Here is a 20428-nt window from a genome sequence, read left to right on the forward strand (position 1 = left end):
CACCCCCCGAGCGTGTCTAGCGGTCATCGCGGGCCATCGGCCCCCGCCGCTCAGACCAGCCGGCTCTGCTTCACCGCCGCCGCGATGAAGCTGGCGAACAGCGGGTGCGGGTCGAACGGCTTGGACTTCAGCTCCGGGTGGAACTGCACCCCGACGAACCAGGGATGGTCCGGCCGCTCGACGATCTCGGGCAGCATCCCGTCGGGCGACATGCCCGAGAAGACGAGCCCGCCCTTCTCCAGCCCCTCGCGATACTTGGTGTTGACCTCGTAGCGATGGCGGTGCCGCTCGCGGATCGTGGTCGCACCATAGATCGAGGCCACCACCGAATTGCCGGTGAGCCGCGCCTCATAGGCGCCGAGCCGCATCGTGCCGCCCAGATCGCCCTGCTCCTCGCGCTTCTCCAGCCCGTCGCGGCCCATCCACTCGGTGATCAGCCCCACCACCGGCTCGGGAGTCGGGCCGAACTCGGTGGACGAGGCTTCGGCGATACCGGCCAGGTCACGGGCGCCCTCGATACAGGCCATCTGCATGCCGAAGCAGATGCCGAAATAGGGAACGTGCCGCTCGCGGGCGAAGCGGACCGACTTGATCTTGCCCTCTGCGCCGCGCTCGCCGAACGCGCCGGGGACCAGGATCGCATGGCACGGCTCGAGCTGCGCGGCGATCTCGCTGTCGTCGTCGCCCTCGAACAGTTCGGCGTCGATCCAGCGGACGTTGACCTTCACCCGGTTGGCGATGCCGCCATGGACCAGCGCCTCGTTGAGCGACTTGTAGGCGTCCTGCAGCCCGACATATTTGCCGACCACGCCCACCGTCACCTCACCCTCGGGATTGGTCAGCCGGTCGACGATGTCGGTCCAGCGCGACAGGTCGGGCGCGGCGCCCGGTTCGATCCCGAAGGCGCGCAGCACCTCCGAATCGAGCCCTTCGGCATGATATTGCAGCGGCACGGCGTAGATGCTCTTCGCGTCGAGCGCCGGGATGACCGCGGAAGCGGGCACGTTGCAGAACAGCGCGATCTTCGCGCGTTCCGAGGCGGGCAGCGGCTGCTCGCAGCGGCAGACCAGCACGTCGGGCGCGACGCCCAGCGCCGCCAGCTCGCGCACCGAATGCTGCGTCGGCTTGGTCTTCAGCTCGCCGGCCGCGGCGATATAGGGAACCAGCGTGACGTGGATCGAGATCGACTGGCCCCGCCCCAGCTCGTTGCGGAGCTGGCGGATCGACTCGATGAAGGGCAGCGACTCGATATCGCCGACCGTGCCGCCGATCTCGCAGAGCACGAAGTCGAGCTCCTCGCCGTCCTCGTCGACCGTGTCCGCCTTGGCGAAGGCCTTGATTGCATCGGTGACGTGCGGGATCACCTGCACCGTCGCACCCAGATAGTCGCCGCGCCGCTCGCGCTGGATGATCGTCTGGTAGATCCGGCCCGAGGTGACGTTGTCGGACTGATGCGCCGCGACGCCGGTGAAGCGCTCGTAATGACCTAGATCCAGGTCCGTCTCCGCCCCGTCGTCGGTCACGTAGACCTCGCCGTGCTGATAGGGGCTCATCGTGCCCGGATCGACGTTCAGATAGGGATCGAACTTGCGGATGCGCACGCGATAGCCGCGCGCCTGGAGGAGAGCCGCAAGCGAGGCTGCCATGAGCCCCTTGCCGAGCGACGAGACCACGCCGCCGGTGATGAAAATATACCGCGCCATGGGAAGAACCGCCTAGCTTGGATGATGGGCATAGGACAAGCGCCCCCGAACGCGCGGAGGCCCCTGTCGATCGAAATGACAGCGAATCAGTTGGCGAGCGGGACCGACGAATTGTCGGCGGGGCTGCCGGGGCCGACCGCGGCGGGCTTGCCCGCACCGGTGGTGACCGGGCCGTCGGCGGGCGTGTTGGGCACCGCATTCTGCTGCGGCGCCGGCACCGACCGGGCGAGCGACGTATCGATCGTCTGCGTGCCGCGATGGCTCGCCGCGACGAAGGCGAGGACGATCGCGAAGGCGATGAAGGTGCCGGCCAGCACGCCCGTCGCGCGGGTCAGGAAATTGGCCGCGCCGCGCGCCGACATCAGCCCCGACGGGCTGCCGCCGGTGGTGAGGCCGCCCCCCTCGGACCGCTGCATCAGGATCACCGTCACCAGGGCGGCGGCGATGATGGCGTGGACGACGAGCAGGAAGGGGAACATGGGCCGGCGAATGTCCGATACTGAGAAGATGTCGGGGCGCACATAGGCGAGCGATCGCCCGCGATCAACTCATGCCCCCGTTCGCCGCCGACCGCCATGTTGCGAATCGCTCTGAAAAGCGCCTGAATCCGGGAAACCCGCCGGGCACGAGGGCGTTAAGCTCTCGTAACGAAGCCCGTCGCGTCCGGCGGGCGCGGACCGACGGAATTGCACGCCCGTGGCTACTGCCGATCCCCATTCGCTGACGACGTGGATGAGCGTCCTGGTCGATTACGTCCGGTCCGGCGAGCCCGACCTGACCAATCGGCAGATGGCGCTGCTGCTGCTCGTCTACCTCAAGCCCGGGCCGCATACGGTGCGCGGACTGGCGCGATCGCTCAACGTCTCGAAGCCCGTCGTGACGCGCGCCTTGAACAGGCTGGGCGCGCTCGGCTATCTGCGCCGACAGCGCGACGATGCGGACAAGCGCAACATCTTTGTCGCGCGCACATCCGAAGGGGCAGATTTTCTTGAAGAGTTCGGGCACTTCATCGGCGACGGAGCCCTCGCCCCCGGTCACGCAGCCGGCCACGGATCGCCGCGCGCCTTCGCGTAAGTCATTTGCGCTGAGCGGCCGTTCGGTGGATATCGATCCACGGACCCAGGCGGTGCGCCCCGACCTCGCCGACGTGCGCCTCGCCGACCAGGTGTTCGCTCCGCACTATGCGGCGCCGGTCGTGCGGCGGCTGTCGGTCGACAGCGCGCTGCGGGCCGACCGCGGGCCCGAGGGCGAGGTGCTGGCCGAACTCGGCGCAGGCGATCCGTTCGAGTTGCTCGACGTCACCGGCGGCATCGCCTGGGGCACCGCGCCCGGGGTCGGACTGGTCGGCTATCTGCCCGCCGCCGCGCTGGAGCCGGCGGCGTGAGCGTCGGCGTCTTCATCGATGGCGGGGCCGGCACGACCGGGCTGGAGATCCGCGAGCGGCTGTCGGGCCGCGCCGAGATCGCGCTCATCCTCCTCGACGAGGCGCGGCGCAAGGATCCGGCCGCCCGGGCGGAGGCGCTCAACGATGCCGACTTCGTCATCCTCTGCCTGCCCGACGACGCCGCGCGCGAGGCGGTGTCGCTGATCCGCAACGATCGGACGCGGGTGATCGACGCCTCCACGGCCCATCGGGTCGCGGCCGGCTGGACCTATGGCTTCGCCGAGCTGGATCCGGGTCAGCGCGATGCGATCGCCGGCGCGCGTTTCGTCGCCAATCCGGGCTGCTACCCCACCGGGTTCCTGGCGCTGGTGCGGCCCCTGGTGCGCGCGGGCCTGCTGCCGGCGAGCGCGCTGCTCAGCGTCAACGCCACCTCCGGCTATTCGGGCGGTGGCAAGGCCATGATCGCCGAGTTCGAAGCCGGAGAGACCGCTACCGCCTTTCGCCCCTATGCCCTGTCGCTCGGCCACAAGCATGTGCCGGAGATGACCGTGCATGCCGGGCTGCAACACGGTCCGATCTTCCAGCCGGCCGTCGCCGACACCTATCGCGGAATGGTGGTGGAGGTGCCGCTGCACCTCGCCCAGTTCGCGCCCGGGACCCAGCCCGGCGACATCGGCGCGGTGCTGCGCGACGCCTATCCGGCCGGTGGCCTCGTCCGCCTGTCGCAAGACACGGTCTCGACCGTCGCCATCGAGGACGATGCCGGCACCGATCGCATGACGCTGCATCTGTTCTCCAACCCGGACGCCGCGCAGGTCCGCCTGGTCGCGACGCTCGACAATCTGGGCAAGGGCGCGGGCGGCGCCGCCGTCCAGAACCTCAACATCATGGCCGGGCTCGATCCGCTCGCCGGCCTCGTCATCTGAAAGGATCCGGCATGCCCCGCGACCCCGTCGCCAAGCTCCTGCTGTTCGGCGCGACCGGCGATCTCGCCCGGCGCATGCTGCTGCCGTCGCTCTACAACCTTCATTCCGACGGGCTGCTGCCCCCGGCGCTGACGATCACCGGCGCCGCCCGGCAGGACTTCGACGACGCAGGCTATCGCGACTTCGCGCGCGCCGCGCTCGACGAGTTCCTGCCCGCCGACCGCAAGGATCCGGCGACGATCGCCGCCTTTGCCGAGCGGCTCTTCTACCAGCCGACCGACCTGTCGAAGCCCGAATGCTTCCGCCCGCTGGCGGACAAGATCGGTGACATCGGCGGCGGCCTCGCCATCTACCTCTCCACCGCGCCCTCGCTGTTCGAACCGGCGATCGACGGGCTCAGCTCGGTCGGGCTGACCGGCCCGACGGTGCGGGTCGGCCTCGAAAAGCCGCTCGGCTACGATCTCGCCTCCAGCCGCGAGATCAACGATGCGGTCGCGCGCGCCTTTCCGGAGGAGCGGATCTTCCGGATCGACCATTATCTGGGCAAGGAGACGGTCCAGAACATCCTGGCGCTCCGCTTCGGCAACAGCTTCTTCGAGCCGGTCTGGAACGCGCAGGGGATCGACAACGTCCAGATCACCATCGCCGAGACGGTCGGCCTGGAGGAACGCGCAGGCTATTACGAGAGCGCCGGTGCGCTGCGCGACATGGTGCAGAACCATATTCTCCAGCTGCTCGCGCTGATCGCGATGGAGCCACCCGCGCATTTCGACGGCGCCGATGTGCGCGACGAGAAGTCGAAGGTCTTTCGCTCGCTGCGCCTGATGAAGCCCGAGAAAGTGCCGCACAACACCGTGACCGGGCAATATGCGGACGGCGCGGTCGGCGGTAAGTTCGTCAAGAGCTATGCGGAGGAGCTCGGAAAGCCTTCCACCACCGAGACCTTCGTCGCGATCAAGGCCCATGTCGACAATTGGCGCTGGCAGGGTGTGCCCTTCTACCTGCGCACCGGCAAGCGGATGGCCGCGCGGCGGTCGGAGATCGCGATCCAGTTCAAGGCGGTGCCCCATTCGATGTTCGCCGGCCGCGGCGGACTGCTCCAGCCCAACATGCTCATCATCCGCCTCCAGCCCGAGGAATATATCCAGCTCCTCGTCATGGCGAAGGAGCCGGGGCTCGACCGCGACGGCGTGCGGCTGCGCGAGGTGCCGCTCAACCTGTCGCTCGACGCCGAGTTCGCCGGCAGCCGCCGCCGCATCGCCTATGAGCGGCTGCTGCTCGACCTGATCGAGGGCGATCCGACGCTGTTCGTGCGCCGCGACGAGGTGGAGGCTCAGTGGACCTGGATCGACGCGATCCGCGCCGGCTGGACCGCCAACGACCAGAAGCCGAAAAGCTATCCGTCGGGCAGCTGGGGGCCCTCCGCCGCGATCGCGCTGACGGAGCGCGACGGCGTCACCTGGCAGGACGATTGATCCGGATCCTCCCCGCCCCGCGGGGAGGGGGACCAGCCGCAGGCTGGTGGAGGGGAGAGCCGCAGGCGTGACGCTTGCGGCAACGCCCCTCCACCACCGCTTCGCGGCGGTCCCCCTCCCCGCGGAGCGAGGAGGATCTATTTCAACCTCATACGTATGTCTGTCGCGTTCCGATGCGCGATGGCCTAGCCTCAGTTCCGGAGAGCGTGATGACGACCGAAATCGAATGGTGGGACTATGACGATGTCGGCGAGCTTGCCGATGCCATCGCCGGCGACGTGCAGTTCGTCATCGAAAGCGCGCTCGACGCCCGCGGTTCGGCGGTGATCGCGCTGGCGGGTGGCAAGACGCCCTTCCCCGCCTATGAGAAGCTCGCCCAGGCCAAGCTCGACTGGAAGCGGGTGACGATCATCCCCACCGACGAGCGCGTCGTGCCGCTCGGCGATCCCCTGTCCAACGTCACCGGCCTCGCCAAGATCTTCCTGCCCAAGGGCGCCCGGGTCATGCCGATCGTGCCGCAGGCGACGCCCGACTATAAGGCGGCCGGCCGGTCTGCCGATGCGCTGATGCAGGACCTGCACTGGCCGCTCGACTTCTGCCTGCTCGGCGTGGGCGGCGACGGGCATACCGCCTCGATCTTCCCCGGCCCCGATTTCGACGAGGCGCTGAACGGACCCAAGGAGCGCCGCGCGCTCGGCGTCCTGCCCGAGCCGCTGCCGGCCGAGGCGCCGGTGCCGCGCGTGTCGCTGTCGCGCGCCGCCATCGCCTCCACCCGCGCGCTGATGATCGCGATCACCGGCGACGCCAAGCGCAAGGTCGTCGAGCAGGCGATCAAGCAGGGCCCCTCCTCCGCCTATCCGATCGGCCGCGTCCTGTCCGAGGTCGAGCTGCCGGTCGACATCCACTGGGCCCCCTGATGAACCCCCAAGTCCAGGCCGTCACCGACCGGATCGTCGCGCGCTCGCGCGGCAGCCGCGGCGCCTATCTCGACCTGATCGCGCGCGAGGCGGAGACGGCGATCCGCCGCCCCGCGCTCGGCTGCGCCAACCTCGCCCATGCCTATGCCGGCACCGAGGAGGATCGCGAGCGGCTGCGTGCCGATGCCGGCATGAACATCGGCATCGTCACCGCCTATAACGACATGCTGTCGGCCCATGCGGTCTATTACCGCTATCCCGAGCAGATGAAGGTCTGGGCGCGCGAGGTCGGCGCGACGGCGCAGGTCGCGGGCGGCGTGCCGGCGATGTGCGACGGGGTGACGCAGGGCTATCCCGGCATGGAGCTGTCGCTGTTCAGCCGCGACACGATCGCGCTCTCCACCGCCGTCGCGCTCAGCCACGGCACGTTCGAGGGCGCGGCGCTGCTCGGCATCTGCGACAAGATCGTCCCAGGCTTGCTGATGGGCGCGCTCCGCTTCGGCCATCTGCCGATGGTGCTGATCCCCGGCGGGCCGATGCCCTCGGGTCTGCCCAACAAGGCCAAGGCGGCGGTGCGCGAGCAGTTCGCCGAGGGCAAGGTCGGGCGCGAGGAGCTGCTGGAGGCGGAGATCGGCGCCTATCACAGCAAGGGCACCTGCACCTTCTACGGCACGGCCAATACCAACCAGATGATGATGGAGGTGATGGGCCTCCACATGCCCGGCAGCGCCTTCGTCAATCCGGGCACCAAGCTGCGCCAGGAGCTGACCCGCGCGGCGGTGCAGCGGCTGGCGGCGATCGGCGGTCGCGGCGACGATTATCGCCCGCTCGGCCGCTGCGTCGACGAGAAGGCGATCGTCAACGCGGCCGTGGGCCTGCTCGCTACCGGCGGCTCGACCAATCACCTCCTGCACCTGCCCGCCATCGCGCGCGCGGCGGGGATCGTGATCGACTGGGAGGATATGGACCGGCTGTCGGCGGCGGTGCCGTTGATCGCGCGCGTCTACCCGAACGGATCGGCCGATGTGAACGGCTTCGAGGCGGCGGGGGGCATGCCCTTCGTCATCCGCGAGCTGCTGGATGCCGGGCTGATCCATGGCGACATCCTCACCGTCGCGGGCAGCATGGCCGATTACGGCCGCAAGCCGGCGATCGAGGACGAGGCGCTGGTCTGGCGGGATGTCGGTGCCAGCGGCGACGAGACGATTCTGCGCCCGGTCGCGACCCCCTTCTCCCCCGATGGCGGGATGCGGATCCTCCAGGGCAATATCGGCCGGGCCTGCATCAAGGTGTCCGCGGTCGAGCGCGAGCGCTGGGTGGTCGAGGCGCCGGCGCGCGTCTTCGACGACCAGCTCGACGTGCTCGAAGCCTTCAGGGCGGGCGAGCTGGAGCGCGACGTCGTCGTCGTCGTCCGCTTCCAGGGCCCGCGCGCCAACGGCATGCCCGAGCTGCACAAGCTCACCCCGCCGCTCGGCGTCCTTCAGAACCGCGGCTTCCGCGTCGCGCTCGTCACCGACGGCCGGATGTCGGGGGCGAGCGGCAAGGTGCCCTGCGCGATCCACTGCTCGCCCGAGGCGCTGCCCGGCCAAACCGGGGCCGGCGGCCCGATCGGCCTGATCCGCGATGGCGACCTGATCCGGGTCGATGCGGTCGCGGGCACGCTCGATGCGCTGGTCGATGCCGCCGAGTGGGATGCTCGCACGCCCGCGGAGCCGCCCGCGGCGGCCAGCGGCATGGGCCGCGAGCTGTTCGGCCTGTTCCGCGGCGCCTCCGACGAGGCCGAGAAGGGCGCATCGGCGGTGCTGGCCGGCGGCGGGATGTAGGGACAAAGACACCGCCCTCACCCTTCCGGCGCTGCGCGCCTCCCTCCCTCTCCCAATGGGAGAGGGAAGGGGCCCGCCCGGCGCAGCCGGGTGGGAAGGGTGAGGGTGTTCGAGCTTTAGGTAGAGGTACAATGCAGGTCGTCGCAGTCGATATCGGGGGCACCCATGCCCGCTTCGCCATCGCGGAAGTGCATAACCGCCGCGTCGTATCGCTCGGCCCGGTCTGCACGCAGAAGACCGCCGAGCACGCTTCGCTGCAGACGGCCTGGCAGGCGTTCGAGGCGGAGCATGGCAGCCCCCTGCCCTCCGCCGCCGCGATCTCGGTCGCCTCGCCGATCACCGGCGACGTGATCCGGCTGACCAACAATCCCTGGGTCATCCGGCCTTCGCTGATCCCCGAGCGGCTCAAGGCGGAAAGCTGGACGATCATCAACGATTTCGGGGCGGTCGGCCATGCGGTGGCGCAGTTGCCCGATGCCGACTTCGTCCATCTCTGCGGTCCCGACACGCCGCTGCCGGTCGACGGCGTCACCACCGTCTGCGGCCCCGGCACCGGGCTGGGCGTCGCGCAGGTGTTGAAGGCGGACGGCGAGTACTTCGTCCTGTCGACCGAGGGCGGGCACATGGACTATGCCCCGCTCGATCCGATCGAGGACACGATCCTGAAGCGGCTGCGCAAGACCTTCACCCGCGTCTCGGCGGAGCGGGTCGTCGCCGGCCCCGGCATCGTCGCCATCTACGAGACGCTGGCGGAAATGGAGGGACGCGCGGTTCCCAGTCGCGACGACAAGACCATCTGGCACGAGGCGCTGGAGGGCACCGATTCGATTGCGCTCGCCGCGCTCGACCGCTTCTGCCTGGCGCTCGGCGCGGTCGCTGGCGACCTGGCGCTCGCCCATGGCGCGAAGGCGGTGGTGATCGCCGGCGGGCTCGGCCTGCGCATCAAGGACAAGCTGCTCCGCTCGGGCTTCGACCAGCGCTTCGTCGCCAAGGGGCGCTTCCAGTCGATGATGGCGGCGATGCCGGTCAAGCTCATCACCCATCCGCAGCCGGGCCTGTTCGGCGCCGCCGCTGCCTTCGCTCAGGAGCACGCACGATGACCGCAATCGGTACCGACATTCTTTCGATCATGCGCACCAGTGCGGTCATCCCCGTGCTGGTGATCGACGATGCCGCCACCGCCCGGCCGCTGGCGGAGGCGCTGGTCGCGGGCGGGCTGAAGGTGCTGGAGGTGACGATGCGCACCCCCGCCGCGCTCGACGCGATCCGCGAGATGAAGACCGTGCCCGGCGCGATCGTCGGCGCAGGCACGGTGGTGAACGAGGATCAGCTGCGGCAGGTCGCCGACGCGGGCGCAGAATTCATCGTCTCGCCGGGCCTCACCGAAGGGCTGGGCCGGGCGGTGATCGACAGCGGCATCGCCTATCTGCCGGGGATCGCCACCGCGGGCGATATCATGCGCGGCCTCGACCTCGGCCTGACCGCGTTCAAGTTCTTCCCGGCCGAGACGAGCGGCGGGCTCAAGGCGCTGAAGGCGCTGGCCGCCCCCTTCTACCAGTGCCGCTTCTGCCCGACCGGCGGGATCACCGAAGCGAGCGCGCGCGACTGGCTGTCCTTCGGCCCGGTCGAATGCGTCGGCGGCAGCTGGGTGACGGGCGGGACCATGGCCGAGGTCGAGGCCAAGGCGCGCGCGGCGGCCGCCTTGCGGGATTGATCCCGGGGCTGAGCCCCAGTCGAAGGACCTGAGACCCACCCATGCTTCGATTCCGCCCGGCACGAACAAGTCGACCGCGGGTCATCCCACTCTCGCTACCGCTCCGATGATTCGGCCGAACGGGCCAGCGAGACGGCGCGCGCGGCATGGAGGACGGCGAGCTTGGCGTGCGCCCGTGCGGCCCGCCACTCGGTCGCGTTGATCGCTGCCACCGCCTCCTGCTGCGATCGACGGGCGGCATAGGCAAAGCTGTCGTGACACATGATGCGGCGCTCCGGCGGTTCGGCCCTTCCCTGCCGCACGGTCGCTAGGCGCCGGATGTTGCGACCGGATTGCCGCTTTGTCGCAAGATTGGGACGGCCCTACATCTCTCCGCGGGCGCGGCGGATGGCGTACCATTTGGCCACGTTGCGATTATGCTGTTCCAGCGTGTCGGCGAACACATGCCCGCCCGTCCCGTCCGCCACGAAATAGAGGGCGGAGCTGTTCGCCGGATGGAGCACCGCATCGATCGAGGCGCGGCCGGGATTGGCGATCGGGCCGACCGGCAGTCCGGCGCTGGCATAGGTGTTGTAGCCGTTCTTCGCGTGCAGCTCCGACTGGCGGATGCGGCGGCCGAGCGGACGGCCCCTGGTGATCGGATAGATGACGGTGGGATCCGCCTGCAGCGGCATGCCGAGCCGCAGCCGGTTGCCATAGACCGCGGCGACCGTGGTCCGCTCGCCGGGCTTGCCCGTCTCCTTCTCGACGACCGAGGCGAGGACCACCGCCTCCTGCGGGGTCTTCACGGCGATGTTCTGGGCTCGCTTCGGCCAGGCCGCGGCGACATAGTCGCGCATCGCCGCCTGCATGCGCGCCAGCACCTGCGCCCGCGTGTCGCCACGCTGATAGGCATAGCCGTCGGGCAGCACCGAGCCTTCGGCCGGCACGGCGACGCCGCCGCTCAGCCCGTCCGCGCGCATGAGCGCGTCGTGGACCATGACCGACGGCAGGCCTTCCGCCACCACGACGATCCGCTGGCGTACCTTGCCCGATTCGAGCAGGCCGACGATCTCCTTCGCGCTCGCGCCGGCGGGGATCTCGTATTCGCCCGCCTTGATCGACCCGCCCCCGCCGAACACGCGTGCGAGCAGTCGGAAGCGCGAGGCGGAGCGGATCGCCCCCGCCTTCTCCAGCTCGGTCGCGGTGCGGGCGAGGCCGGCGCCCTGCGGCACGACGACCGCCACGGGCCGCTCCGCCGGTCCGGCGCCCGCCCACATATTGGCGCCGACGATCGCCGCCAGCACGGCTGCGGCGATCAGGAGAACGAGGCAGCCGAGCTTGCGCATGGACGGATCAGATCGCCTTCATGACGAGCGAGGCGTTGGTGCCGCCGAAGCCGAAGCTGTTGTTCAACACCGCGCGCACCTGCCGCTTCTTCGCGACATGCGGCACCAGGTCGACGCCTTCGGTGCCCTCGTCGGGATTGTCGAGGTTGAGCGTCGGCGGGACGATCTGGTCGCGCAGCGCCAGGATGCAGAAGATGCTCTCCACTGCGCCCGCGCCGCCCAGCAGATGGCCGATCGCCGACTTGGTGCTCGACATCGAGGCACCCGACAGGTCGTCGCCGAAGACGCGCTTCGCCGCGGCGAGCTCGATCGTGTCGGCCATGGTCGAGGTGCCGTGCGCGTTGATATAGTCGATGTCGCCCGGCTCCATCCCCGCCTTGCGCAGCGCCATCCGCATCGCGTTCTCGGCCCCCTTGCCCTCCGGATGGGGCGCGGTGACGTGATAGGCGTCGCCCGACAGGCCGTAGCCGACGACCTCGGCATAGATCTTCGCGCCGCGCGCCTTGGCGTGCTCATATTCCTCGAGAACGACGACGCCGGCGCCCTCGCCCATCACGAAGCCGTCGCGATCCTTGTCATAGGGGCGGCTCGCCTCGGTCGGGCGGTCGTTCATGCTCATGTTGAGCGCGCGCGCCTGGGCGAAGCCGGCGACGCCGAGCGGATTGACCGTGCTCTCGGCCCCGCCCGCCAGCATGATATCGGCATCGTCGTCCTTGATCATCCGCGCCGCGTCGCCGATCGAATGAGCACCGGTCGAACAGGCGGTGACGACGGCATGGTTCGGGCCCATCAGGCCGTATTTGATCGAGACCTGGCCCGAGATCAGGTTGATGAGGCGGCCATGGACGAAGTGCGGGCTGACCCGGCCGGGCCCGCGCTCGTGCAGATTGACCGATTCGATCTCGATCCCCGGCAGGCCGCCGATGCCCGATCCGATCGACACGCCGGCGCGCAGCCGCGTCGCCTCGTCCATCTCGGTCAGCCCGGCATCCTCCAGCGCCTGTCCCGCGGCGTCGATGCCGTAGACGATGAAGGGGTCGACCTGCCGCTGCACCTTGTGGTCGACCCGCTTGTCGGGGTCGAAGCCATATTCATGGTCCTTCGGCTTCACCTCGCAGGCGATGCGGCACTTCTGGTCGGAGGCGTCGAAGCGGGTGATCGGTCCGGCGCCGGACTTGGAGGACAGCAGGTTCGCCCAGGCGGTCTCCACGTCCGCGCCCAGCGGGGTGACGAGGCCAAGTCCGGTGATGACGACGCGACGCATATTCTTCTTCCTCTCCCCGTCATCCGCTGCGGCGGCCCCGATCGGGGCGGTGCGGCGCGGCCCCGCATCGCGCGGGGGACGGGCTGACTGATACGAAAACGGCTCCCCGCCCTCTAGCCGGGGACGGGGAGCCGTTCAAATCCGGCCTGAAGGCGGATGGGCTTAGCCCTTGTGCTCGTCGATATAGGTGATCGCGTCCTTCACGGTCGTGATCTTCTCGGCGGCATCGTCGGGGATCTCGACCCCGAACTCTTCCTCGAACGCCATGACCAGCTCGACGATGTCGAGGCTGTCTGCACCCAGATCGTCGATGAAGCTCGCGTCCTCGGTCACCTTGTCGGCCTCGACGCCGAGATGCTCGACGACGATCTTCTTCACGCGGTCGGCGGTCTCGCTCATGGTAGTCCCTCTTCTTAACGAGAAATCGATAATCCTGAACGCCCGTAGAACGGGGGCGTTCACGTGGCAAGCGGGCAGTTGAGCCCGCAATCGCCTCACACCATCGCCATGCCGCCGTTGACATGGATGGTCTGGCCGGTGACGTAGCCCGCCTCGCGGCTGACGAGATACGCCACCGCCGCGCCGATATCCTCGCCCGTGCCGAGGTCGCCGGCCGGAATGCGCTGGGTGAGCGCGGCCTTCTGCACCTCCGGCAGCACGTCGGTCATCGCCGAGCGGATGAAGCCGGGGGCGACGCAGTTGACGGTGATCCCGCGGCTCGCCAGCTCCTGCGCCAGCGCCTTGGACATGCCGACCAGCCCCGCCTTGGACGCGGCGTAATTGGCCTGGCCCGGATTTCCGGTCTGCCCGACCACCGAGGTGATCGAGACGATGCGTCCGAACCGCGCCTTCATCATCGGCCGCGCCGCGGCACGCATCAGGCGGAAGGCGGCCTCAAGGTTGACGCGGATCACCTGGTCCCACTCCTCGTCCTTCATCCGCATCGCCAGATTGTCGCGGGTGACGCCGGCATTGTTGACGAGGATATCGATCCGCCCGCCCAGCGCCTCGACCGCCTGCGGCACCAGCGCATCGACCGCGGCGCCGTCCGACAGGTCGCAGGTCAGCGCGACATGCTCGCCGCCCAGCTGACTGCGGAAATCCTCCAGCTTGGCCGCATTCGACCCCGACACCGCCAGCCGCGCCCCCTGCCCCGCCAGCGCCCGCGCGATCGCCGACCCGATCCCGCCGGACGCTCCGGTGACGAGGGCGGTCATTCCTGTAAGGTCGAACATGTCAGTCTCCGTGGAGTTGGTTCACGCGAAGGCGCGAAGGCGCTAAGGGGGTATAGCCGCTGACGATCCGCTTGAGCCCCTCCTTCAGCGTCTCGCCGCCGAAGTTGATCAGAAGACCGAGCGGCTGGCGAGTCAGCTTGAGATAGGTCAGCAATTGTTTGGCGTGAGCGGCATTGAGCCGTTCGACAGATTTGAGCTCGATCAGCAAGCGATCGCCGACGACGAGATCAACGCGAAACGCAGCGTCGAACCGAAGGCCCTCAAATTCGATGGCGACCGGACGCTGGCGCTCGACCTTATAGCCCATCTCGGTCAGCTTTGCCGCCATCACCACTTCGTAGACGCTTTCGAGCAGCCCGGCGCCGAGATCGCGATGCAACCGCATGGCGACGTTGATGGCGTCGGATGCGGCGGCCTCGAGGTCAAACATCTTCGCGCCTTCGCGCCTTCGCGCCTTCGCGAGCCGATTACAACTTCGCGAGCACCACCTCGATATCGTCCATCGTCACCACGCTCACCGCCTCGGCATCCGGGGCGATGCGCTTGACCATGGGGGCGAGGACCTTGCCGCCGAACTCGACGAACTCGGTCACGCCCGCCTCGACCATCGCCGATACCGATTCGCGCCAGCGGACCATGCCCGTCACCTGCCGGACCAGCGCGTTCCGGATCGCGCCGGGATCCGCGATCGGCGCGGCGTCGACATTGGCGTAGACCGGCACCAGCGGCGCCGACAGGGTCGCGTCGAGCAGGGCCGCCTCCATCGCGGTCGCGGCATCGGCCATCAGCGGGCAGTGGAAGGGGGCCGACACCGGCAGCAGCACCGCGCGCTTCGCGCCCAGCTCCTTGGCCAGCGCCACCGCCCGCTCGACCGCGACACGGTGGCCCGAGATGACGACCTGCGAGGGATCATTGTCGTTGGCGACGGCGCAGACCAGCTCCTCGCCGCCCTCCGCCAGGATCGCATCGACTGCGGCCCCCGCGATCGTCTGCGCCTTGGCGAGGTCGGCGCCGAGCAGCGCCGCCATGGCGCCCTCGCCCACCGGCACCGCCGCCTGCATCGCCTGTCCGCGCAGCTTCAGCAGCCGTGCGGTCGTCGGCAGGTCGAACGTCTGTGCCGCCTTCAGCGCGCTGTACTCGCCCAGCGAGTGGCCGGCGACGAAGTCGGCCTTGTCGGCCAGCCGGACGCCGCCTTCCTTCTCCAGCACCGCCAGCGTCGCGATCGCATTGGCCATGATCGCCGGCTGGGCATTCTCGGTCAGCGTCAGCTCGTCGGCCGGGCCTTCGGTCATCAGGCGGTACAGGTTCTGGCCCAGCGCCTCGTCCACCTCGCCGAACACCTCGCGCGCCGCCGCGCTGGCATCGGCGAGCGCCCGGCCCATGCCGACCGACTGGCTGCCCTGGCCGGGAAAGATGAAGGCGCGCATGCGGTGTTCCTCTTTGCAAACAGGTGGCGCGGCCTATTGCCGCCCGCCCGCCAAGACAAGCGGATAAGGCCGAGCTTGCCTTTTCCGGCCATATCGCTAAGGCGCGCGTTCCGCTGCGACCGGGCCGTGCGCCCGCTGCATCGGAGTGGACGACAGCCGGAGGGGCGTACCGCATGGGGCGGGCGTCAGCGATCGGCCAACATAAGGTAAGCTGCATGGCTCTTTACGAGCACGTGTTCCTTGCGCGCCAGGATCTGGCACAGGCGCAGGTGGACGCGCTGGCGGAAGCCGCCACCAAGATCGTCGAGGACAATCAGGGCAAGGTCGTGAAAACCGAGACCTGGGGCCTCAGGTCGCTGGCGTATCGCATCGCCAAGAACCGCAAGGCGCATTACGTGATGCTCGAGATCGACGCGCCCGCCGGCGTGGTCGCCGAGCTGGAGCGCCAGACCGCGATCAACGAAGACGTGATCCGCTACATGACCGTGCGCGTCGATGCGCTGGAGCAGGGCCCGTCGGCGATGATGCGCAAGCAGGAGCGCGACCGCGAGCGCCGTGGCGAGCGCGGCGACCGGGGCGACCGCCCCGAGCGTGCGCCCCGTCGTGACCGTGAAGAGGAGGCCGCATAATGGCGCGTCCGTTTTTCCGCCGCCGCAAGTCGTGCCCGTTCAGCGCCAAGGATGCGCCGCGGATCGACTATAAGGACGTCCGCCTGCTGCAGGGCTTCGTGTCCGAGCGTGGCAAGATCGTCCCGTCGCGCATCACCTCGGTGAGCGCCAAGAAGCAGCGCGAGCTCGCCCAGGCGATCAAGCGCGCCCGTCATCTGGGCCTGCTGCCCTACGTCGTGAAATAAGGAGAAGAGCAGATGGACGTCATTCTGCTTGAGCGCGTCGAGAAGCTCGGCGCCATCGGCGACGTGGTGAAGGTGAAGGACGGGTTCGCCCGCAACTTCCTGCTGCCGCGCAAGAAGGCGCTGCGCGCCAACGAGGCGAACCGGAAGGTCTTCGAGGCCAACCGCGCCCGGATCGAGGCCGACAATGCGACCCGTCGCACCGAGGCCGAGAAGGACGCCGGCAGCTTCAAGGATGCGGCGGTGACGCTGATCCGCCAGGCTTCGAACACCGGCCAGCTCTACGGCTCGGTCGCGGTGCGCGATCTGGTCGAGGCGCTGAACGCCGACGGTCACCACGTGACCAAGTCGCAGGTCGTCCTCGACAAGCCGATCAAGGCGATCGGCCTGTACGAGGTCCGCGTGGCGCTGCACCCGGAAGTGTCGGTGACCGTCAAGGTCAACGTCGCCCGCTCGCCGGAAGAGGCCGAGATGCAGTCGCAGGGCGTCGACGTGATGGCGTCGATGTTCGAGCGCGACGAGGCCGGCTTCACCGAGGTCTATGATCCGAACGCCGAGCCGGGCGCGACCGCCGAGGCGCGGCCGGAGCAGGACGAGGCGGCGCAGGGCTGAGCCCCGCGTCGGATCGATCCGGCACGAACAAGAAGGCCGCCCGGAGCATTCTCCGGGCGGCCTTTTTCGTGATCCAGTGCGGTGGGAAATGGATCCAGTTGTGTCAGGGACAGGTGACGCACGCCCCGATCACCGCCGCCAGCGGGATGAGGGCAAGCATCACTGGAAATATCTGTTTCATCGCCGTCCTCTTGGGTGGGAGACCCGTATGACGGAAACAGAATGCGCAAGACGTGACTTTTGTTTCATAAGGATGAACGACACGGCCCGGCAGCCTTAACAGGCAGGTAAGTAGTTGCTGCCTACACGACGGCTGCTATGTCACCGGCTTCCTGCATCATGACATGCGATCCTGATCGTGGCCTGCTGCGGATCACGCTGTCCGGCTTCTTTACGGTGGACGATGTCGCGGCATATGAAGCCGCACGCGTCCTCCACGTGTCACGCCTGCGATGCCCGATCGGCCAGCATCTCACGCTCGCCGACGTTACCGGGCTCGACATCCAGACGCAGGACGTCGTCGCCGCCTTTACCCGGGTCGTGGGCGATCCGCGCTACAGGCCGCGGCGCCTTGCGGTGGTCGTCCCGCACACGCTGACCCGCATCCAGGCGATGCGCGCCGTTGACGGTCCGGGCGTCAGGGTCTTCCGCAGCGTCGCCGAGGCGGAGGACTGGCTGCTCAGCGATCCCGAAGCGGAAACCGCCGCGTAGCGGCCACGGTTTCCGCTTCTGCCGACCTGACTTGCCGAGGCGCCAGCCTCCGCCGGGCGACGATCCCGACCGATCAAATCAGTCTCTAGCGACGCCCGAACAGGCGTTCGATGTCGCCATGTGCGAGCTTCACCCAGGTCGGGCGACCATGGTTGCACTGGCCGGAATGCGGTGTCGCCTCCATCTCGCGGAGCAGCGCATTCATCTCGGCGACCGAGAGAATGCGGCCGGCGCGAACGGAACCGTGGCACGCCATGGTGGCCGCGACATGGTCGAGCCGCTCTTTCAGCGACAAGGCCTCGTCGAAGGCGGCAAGTTCGTCGGCAAGGTCCGCGACCAGGCCACGGGGATCGGCCTGGCCCAGCAGCGCCGGTGTCGCCCGCACCAGCATCGCGCGGGGTCCGAACCGCTCCAGCTCCAGCCCGAACTCGGCGAGTTCGTCCAGCCGGGCTTCCAGCCGGTCGCAGGCCGGCTCGTCGAGTTCGACCACCTCCGGCAGCAGCAGCGCCTGCGCGGCGATCCGCCCGCCGGCCAGGGCCGCGCGCATCCGCTCGAGCACCAGCCGCTCGTGCGCCGCATGCTGGTCGACGATCACCAGCCCGTCCGTCGCTTCGGCGACGACATAGGTCTTCGCCACCTGCCCGCGCGCGACGCCCAACGGGTGCACGAGGGAAGCAGGCGGCGGATTCCAGGCCGGTTCGGCGCGGGCCTGAGGCGGCGGCGCGACGAAGCCCGGGCTGCGGTCGAACAGAGAGGTCGACGGCGATGCGACGGGCCAGCCCTGCGGCCCCGCCAGCGCGGCGACCGGTTCCGCCTGCCAGCGTGCCAGCGCGTCCTCTGCCGGGCGCTGGACGACGCGGTGCCCGGCCGCATCGAGCGCGCGACGCAGCCCCGAGACGATCAGCCCGCGCACCAGCGCCGGGTCGCGAAAGCGGACCTCGGTCTTGGCCGGGTGGACGTTCACGTCGACGTCGCGCGGCGGCAGGTCGAGGAACAGCGCGACCACTGCGTGGCGGTCGCGCGGCATCATCTCCGCATAGGCCCCGCGGATCGCGCCGATCAGCAGGCGATCGCGGACCGGACGACCGTTGACGAACAGATATTGGTGATCCGCCACGCCGCGGTGAAAGGTCGGCAGACCGGCCACGCCGCCCAGCACCATGTCCTCGCGGACCCAGTCGATCGCGACCGCATTGTCGGCGAGGCCCCGGTCGGTGAGCGCCGCGACCCGCGCCGGCCGGTCCTGCCCCGGCGGCACCGAGAGGACCCGGCGGCCGTCATGCTCCAGGGTGAAGCCCACGTCCGGCCGCGCCATCGCCAGCCGCCGCACCGCGTCGAGGCAGGCGCCATATTCGGCGCGTGGGCTGCGCAGGAACTTGCGGCGGGCAGGCACGCGCGCGAACAGCTCCTCCATCACCACCCGCGTTCCCGGCGGCAGTGCGGCCGGACCCTCGCTTGCGAGCGCGCCGTTGTCGACCGTGCGCCGCCAGCCGTCACGGCCGCGCGGGCGGCTCTCCACCGTCAGCCGCGCGACGCTGGCGATCGAAGGCAGCGCCTCGCCGCGAAAGCCCAGCGTCGTCACCGCCTCGATCGCCCCCTCCTCGCCGACCAGGCTCTCGGGCAGCTTGGAGGTGCAGTGCCGCTCCAGCGCCAGCGCCATCTCGTCCGGCGTCATCCCGCAGCCGTCGTCGCTGACCTCGATCCGCGCCAGTCCGCCCTCGGCCAGGGTCACGGCGACGCGCAAGGCGCCCGCATCGAGGGCGTTCTCGACAAGTTCCTTCAACGCGCTGGCGGGCCTTTCGACCACTTCACCGGCAGCGATACGATTGACCAGATTCGATGGGAGACGGCGTATTGACACGCCGGTTGCTGTAGACCAAGCCGAGCCGTCCCGCGACCCCGCTAACCATGAACCACCGGCCGCTCATGAGCATGTGGGTGCTCCGCGAGATGACCTGCGACCGGTCGCCGGCTCCCCGCCGGCGGCGCTGATTGGACCTGGAGCCCGATGCCCCTGCCCCGCTTCTTCAAATTCATGTCCCACGACATGGCGATCGACCTCGGTACAGCGAATACGGTGGTCTATGTCCGCGGCCGCGGCATCGTGCTCAACGAGCCGTCGGTCGTCGCCGTCGAGACGATCAACGGGCAGAAGCGGGTGAAGGCGGTCGGCGACGACGCCAAGCTGATGATGGGCAAGACCCCCGGTTCGATCGAGGCGATCCGGCCGCTGCGCGACGGCGTGATCGCCGACATCGATGTCGCGGAGCAGATGATCAAGCACTTCATCCAGAAGGTGCACGGTCCGCGCCGCTTCGCGCGCTGGCCCGAGATCGTGATCTGCGTGCCGTCGGGCTCGACCAAGGTGGAGCGTCGCGCGATCCGCGACGCCGCCTCCAACGCGGGCGCCAGCCAGGTCTTCCTGATCGAGGAGCCGATGGCCGCCGCGATCGGCGCCGACATGCCCGTGACCGAGCCGATCGGCAGCATGGTGGTCGATATCGGCGGCGGCACGACCGAGGTCGCGGTGCTGTCGCTGCGCGGCCTGGCCTATACCACCAGCGTCCGCGTCGGCGGCGACAAGATGGACGAGGCGATCGTCAGCTATGTCCGCCGCAACCACAATCTGCTGATCGGCGAAGCGACGGCCGAGCGGATCAAGCAGGAGGTGGGCTGCGCCAAGCCGCCGGTCGACGGCATCGGCGCGGTCATCCACATCAAGGGCCGCGACCTCGTCAATGGCGTGCCCAAGGAGATCCAGATCAACCAGGGCCAGGTCGCCGAGGCGCTGTCGGAACCGGTGGCGACGATCGTCGAGGGCGTCCGCGTCGCGCTGGAGAACACCGCGCCCGAACTCGCCGCCGACATCGTCGACCAGGGCATCGTGCTGACCGGCGGCGGCGCGCTGCTCCAGGGCCTCGACGAGGTGCTGCGCGACGAGACCGGGCTGCCGGTGACGGTGGCCGAGGATCCGCTGACCTGCGTGGCGCTGGGCACCGGACGCGCGCTGGAGGATCCGATGTTCCGCGGCGTCCTTCAGAACGGCTGATCTCTCGAGC

The 20428-nt window shown here is 69.2% G+C and carries 23 protein-coding genes; 13 read left to right on the plus strand and 10 right to left on the minus strand.

Annotated features, from left to right (window positions below; all coding sequences use genetic code 11):
• Nucleotides 1-50: 50 nt before the first annotated feature.
• Complete coding sequence (gene pyrG, locus IEX18_RS11580) at nucleotides 51-1703, minus strand: CTP synthase (RefSeq protein WP_188658927.1); 1653 nt, start codon at nucleotides 1701-1703, stop codon at nucleotides 51-53.
• 86 nt (nucleotides 1704-1789) lie between these two features.
• Entirely contained in the window at nucleotides 1790-2182 is a 393-nt protein-coding gene (gene secG / locus IEX18_RS11585) for a preprotein translocase subunit SecG (protein WP_188658928.1), read from the minus strand.
• Between the two features lie 253 nt (nucleotides 2183-2435).
• Between secG and IEX18_RS11590 the strand changes: the two genes are divergently transcribed.
• From IEX18_RS11590 to eda, 8 genes are all read left to right on the plus strand, one after another.
• Nucleotides 2436-2777, plus strand: a complete 342-nt coding sequence (locus IEX18_RS11590; protein WP_188659418.1) for a MarR family transcriptional regulator — start codon at nucleotides 2436-2438, stop codon at nucleotides 2775-2777.
• A gap of 25 nt (nucleotides 2778-2802) precedes the next feature.
• Nucleotides 2803-3087 (plus strand): SH3 domain-containing protein, encoded by a 285-nt coding sequence (locus tag IEX18_RS11595; protein ID WP_229664540.1) that lies wholly within the window; start codon nucleotides 2803-2805, stop codon nucleotides 3085-3087.
• Entirely contained in the window at nucleotides 3084-4013 is a 930-nt protein-coding gene (gene argC, locus IEX18_RS11600) for an N-acetyl-gamma-glutamyl-phosphate reductase (protein ID WP_188658929.1), read from the plus strand. The genes IEX18_RS11595 and argC overlap by 4 nt, the downstream gene beginning before the upstream one ends.
• Before the next feature lie 11 nt (nucleotides 4014-4024).
• A complete protein-coding gene (gene zwf / locus IEX18_RS11605; protein ID WP_188658930.1) occupies nucleotides 4025-5488 on the plus strand; it encodes a glucose-6-phosphate dehydrogenase in 1464 nt (487 codons plus the stop codon).
• Nucleotides 5489-5697: 209 nt separating this feature from the next.
• Nucleotides 5698-6405, plus strand: coding sequence for a 6-phosphogluconolactonase (pgl, locus tag IEX18_RS11610; protein ID WP_188658931.1), 708 nt, complete (start codon nucleotides 5698-5700; stop codon nucleotides 6403-6405).
• A complete protein-coding gene (gene edd, locus IEX18_RS11615) occupies nucleotides 6405-8228 on the plus strand; it encodes a phosphogluconate dehydratase (RefSeq protein WP_188658932.1) in 1824 nt (607 codons plus the stop codon). The genes pgl and edd overlap by 1 nt, the downstream gene beginning before the upstream one ends.
• Nucleotides 8229-8359: 131 nt before the next feature.
• Entirely contained in the window at nucleotides 8360-9328 is a 969-nt protein-coding gene (gene glk / locus IEX18_RS11620) for a glucokinase (protein WP_188658933.1), read from the plus strand.
• Nucleotides 9325-9942 carry a bifunctional 4-hydroxy-2-oxoglutarate aldolase/2-dehydro-3-deoxy-phosphogluconate aldolase gene (gene eda, locus IEX18_RS11625; protein ID WP_188658934.1) on the plus strand — a complete coding sequence of 206 codons (618 nt, stop codon included), beginning with the start codon at nucleotides 9325-9327 and terminating at the stop codon, nucleotides 9940-9942. Before glk ends, eda begins: the two co-directional genes overlap by 4 nt.
• A gap of 95 nt (nucleotides 9943-10037) precedes the next feature.
• Here the strand turns inward: eda and IEX18_RS11630 are convergent, their stop codons facing one another.
• From IEX18_RS11630 to fabD, 7 genes are all read right to left on the minus strand, one after another.
• Nucleotides 10038-10205 carry a hypothetical protein gene (locus IEX18_RS11630; protein WP_188658935.1) on the minus strand — a complete coding sequence of 56 codons (168 nt, stop codon included), beginning with the start codon at nucleotides 10203-10205 and terminating at the stop codon, nucleotides 10038-10040.
• 99 nt (nucleotides 10206-10304) lie between these two features.
• A complete protein-coding gene (mltG, locus tag IEX18_RS11635) occupies nucleotides 10305-11270 on the minus strand; it encodes an endolytic transglycosylase MltG (protein WP_188658936.1) in 966 nt (321 codons plus the stop codon).
• A gap of 7 nt (nucleotides 11271-11277) precedes the next feature.
• Nucleotides 11278-12534: a beta-ketoacyl-ACP synthase II gene (gene fabF / locus IEX18_RS11640; protein ID WP_188658937.1), complete on the minus strand. Its 1257-nt coding sequence runs from the start codon at nucleotides 12532-12534 to the stop codon at nucleotides 11278-11280.
• A gap of 162 nt (nucleotides 12535-12696) precedes the next feature.
• Nucleotides 12697-12933 (minus strand): acyl carrier protein, encoded by a 237-nt coding sequence (locus tag IEX18_RS11645; RefSeq protein ID WP_019515010.1) that lies wholly within the window; start codon nucleotides 12931-12933, stop codon nucleotides 12697-12699.
• 95 nt (nucleotides 12934-13028) lie between these two features.
• The gene (gene fabG, locus IEX18_RS11650) at nucleotides 13029-13769 is read right to left on the minus strand and encodes a 3-oxoacyl-[acyl-carrier-protein] reductase (protein ID WP_188658938.1); all 741 of its coding nucleotides are present in this window, start codon (nucleotides 13767-13769) and stop codon (nucleotides 13029-13031) included.
• A gap of 1 nt (nucleotide 13770) precedes the next feature.
• Nucleotides 13771-14199, minus strand: a complete 429-nt coding sequence (locus IEX18_RS11655; protein ID WP_188658939.1) for a GxxExxY protein — start codon at nucleotides 14197-14199, stop codon at nucleotides 13771-13773.
• Between the two features lie 37 nt (nucleotides 14200-14236).
• Nucleotides 14237-15196, minus strand: a complete 960-nt coding sequence (gene fabD / locus IEX18_RS11660) for an ACP S-malonyltransferase (RefSeq protein WP_188658940.1) — start codon at nucleotides 15194-15196, stop codon at nucleotides 14237-14239.
• Nucleotides 15197-15411: 215 nt separating this feature from the next.
• On the opposite strand from fabD, the gene rpsF reads away from it, so the two are divergent.
• The 4 genes from rpsF to IEX18_RS11680 all read left to right on the plus strand — a co-directional run bounded on the left by rpsF (nucleotide 15412) and on the right by IEX18_RS11680 (nucleotide 17369).
• Nucleotides 15412-15825, plus strand: coding sequence for a 30S ribosomal protein S6 (gene rpsF / locus IEX18_RS11665; RefSeq protein WP_188658941.1), 414 nt, complete (start codon nucleotides 15412-15414; stop codon nucleotides 15823-15825).
• Nucleotides 15825-16049 carry a 30S ribosomal protein S18 gene (gene rpsR / locus IEX18_RS11670; protein ID WP_007403456.1) on the plus strand — a complete coding sequence of 75 codons (225 nt, stop codon included), beginning with the start codon at nucleotides 15825-15827 and terminating at the stop codon, nucleotides 16047-16049. Before rpsF ends, rpsR begins: the two co-directional genes overlap by 1 nt.
• Nucleotides 16050-16061: 12 nt before the next feature.
• The gene (gene rplI, locus IEX18_RS11675) at nucleotides 16062-16658 is read left to right on the plus strand and encodes a 50S ribosomal protein L9 (protein ID WP_188658942.1); all 597 of its coding nucleotides are present in this window, start codon (nucleotides 16062-16064) and stop codon (nucleotides 16656-16658) included.
• A 339-nt stretch (nucleotides 16659-16997) separates the two neighbouring features.
• A complete protein-coding gene (locus IEX18_RS11680; protein ID WP_188658943.1) occupies nucleotides 16998-17369 on the plus strand; it encodes a hypothetical protein in 372 nt (123 codons plus the stop codon).
• An 85-nt stretch (nucleotides 17370-17454) separates the two neighbouring features.
• Here the strand turns inward: IEX18_RS11680 and mutL are convergent, their stop codons facing one another.
• On the minus strand, nucleotides 17455-19230 hold the full coding sequence (gene mutL / locus IEX18_RS11685) for a DNA mismatch repair endonuclease MutL (protein ID WP_188658944.1): 1776 nt from the start codon (nucleotides 19228-19230) through the stop codon (nucleotides 17455-17457).
• 147 nt (nucleotides 19231-19377) lie between these two features.
• Between mutL and IEX18_RS11690 the strand changes: the two genes are divergently transcribed.
• Nucleotides 19378-20418: a rod shape-determining protein gene (locus IEX18_RS11690; RefSeq protein ID WP_188658945.1), complete on the plus strand. Its 1041-nt coding sequence runs from the start codon at nucleotides 19378-19380 to the stop codon at nucleotides 20416-20418.
• Nucleotides 20419-20428 lie beyond the last annotated feature (10 nt).

The organism is Sphingomonas metalli, assembly GCF_014641735.1.
Taxonomy (GTDB): Bacteria; Pseudomonadota; Alphaproteobacteria; order Sphingomonadales; family Sphingomonadaceae; genus Sphingomonas; species Sphingomonas metalli.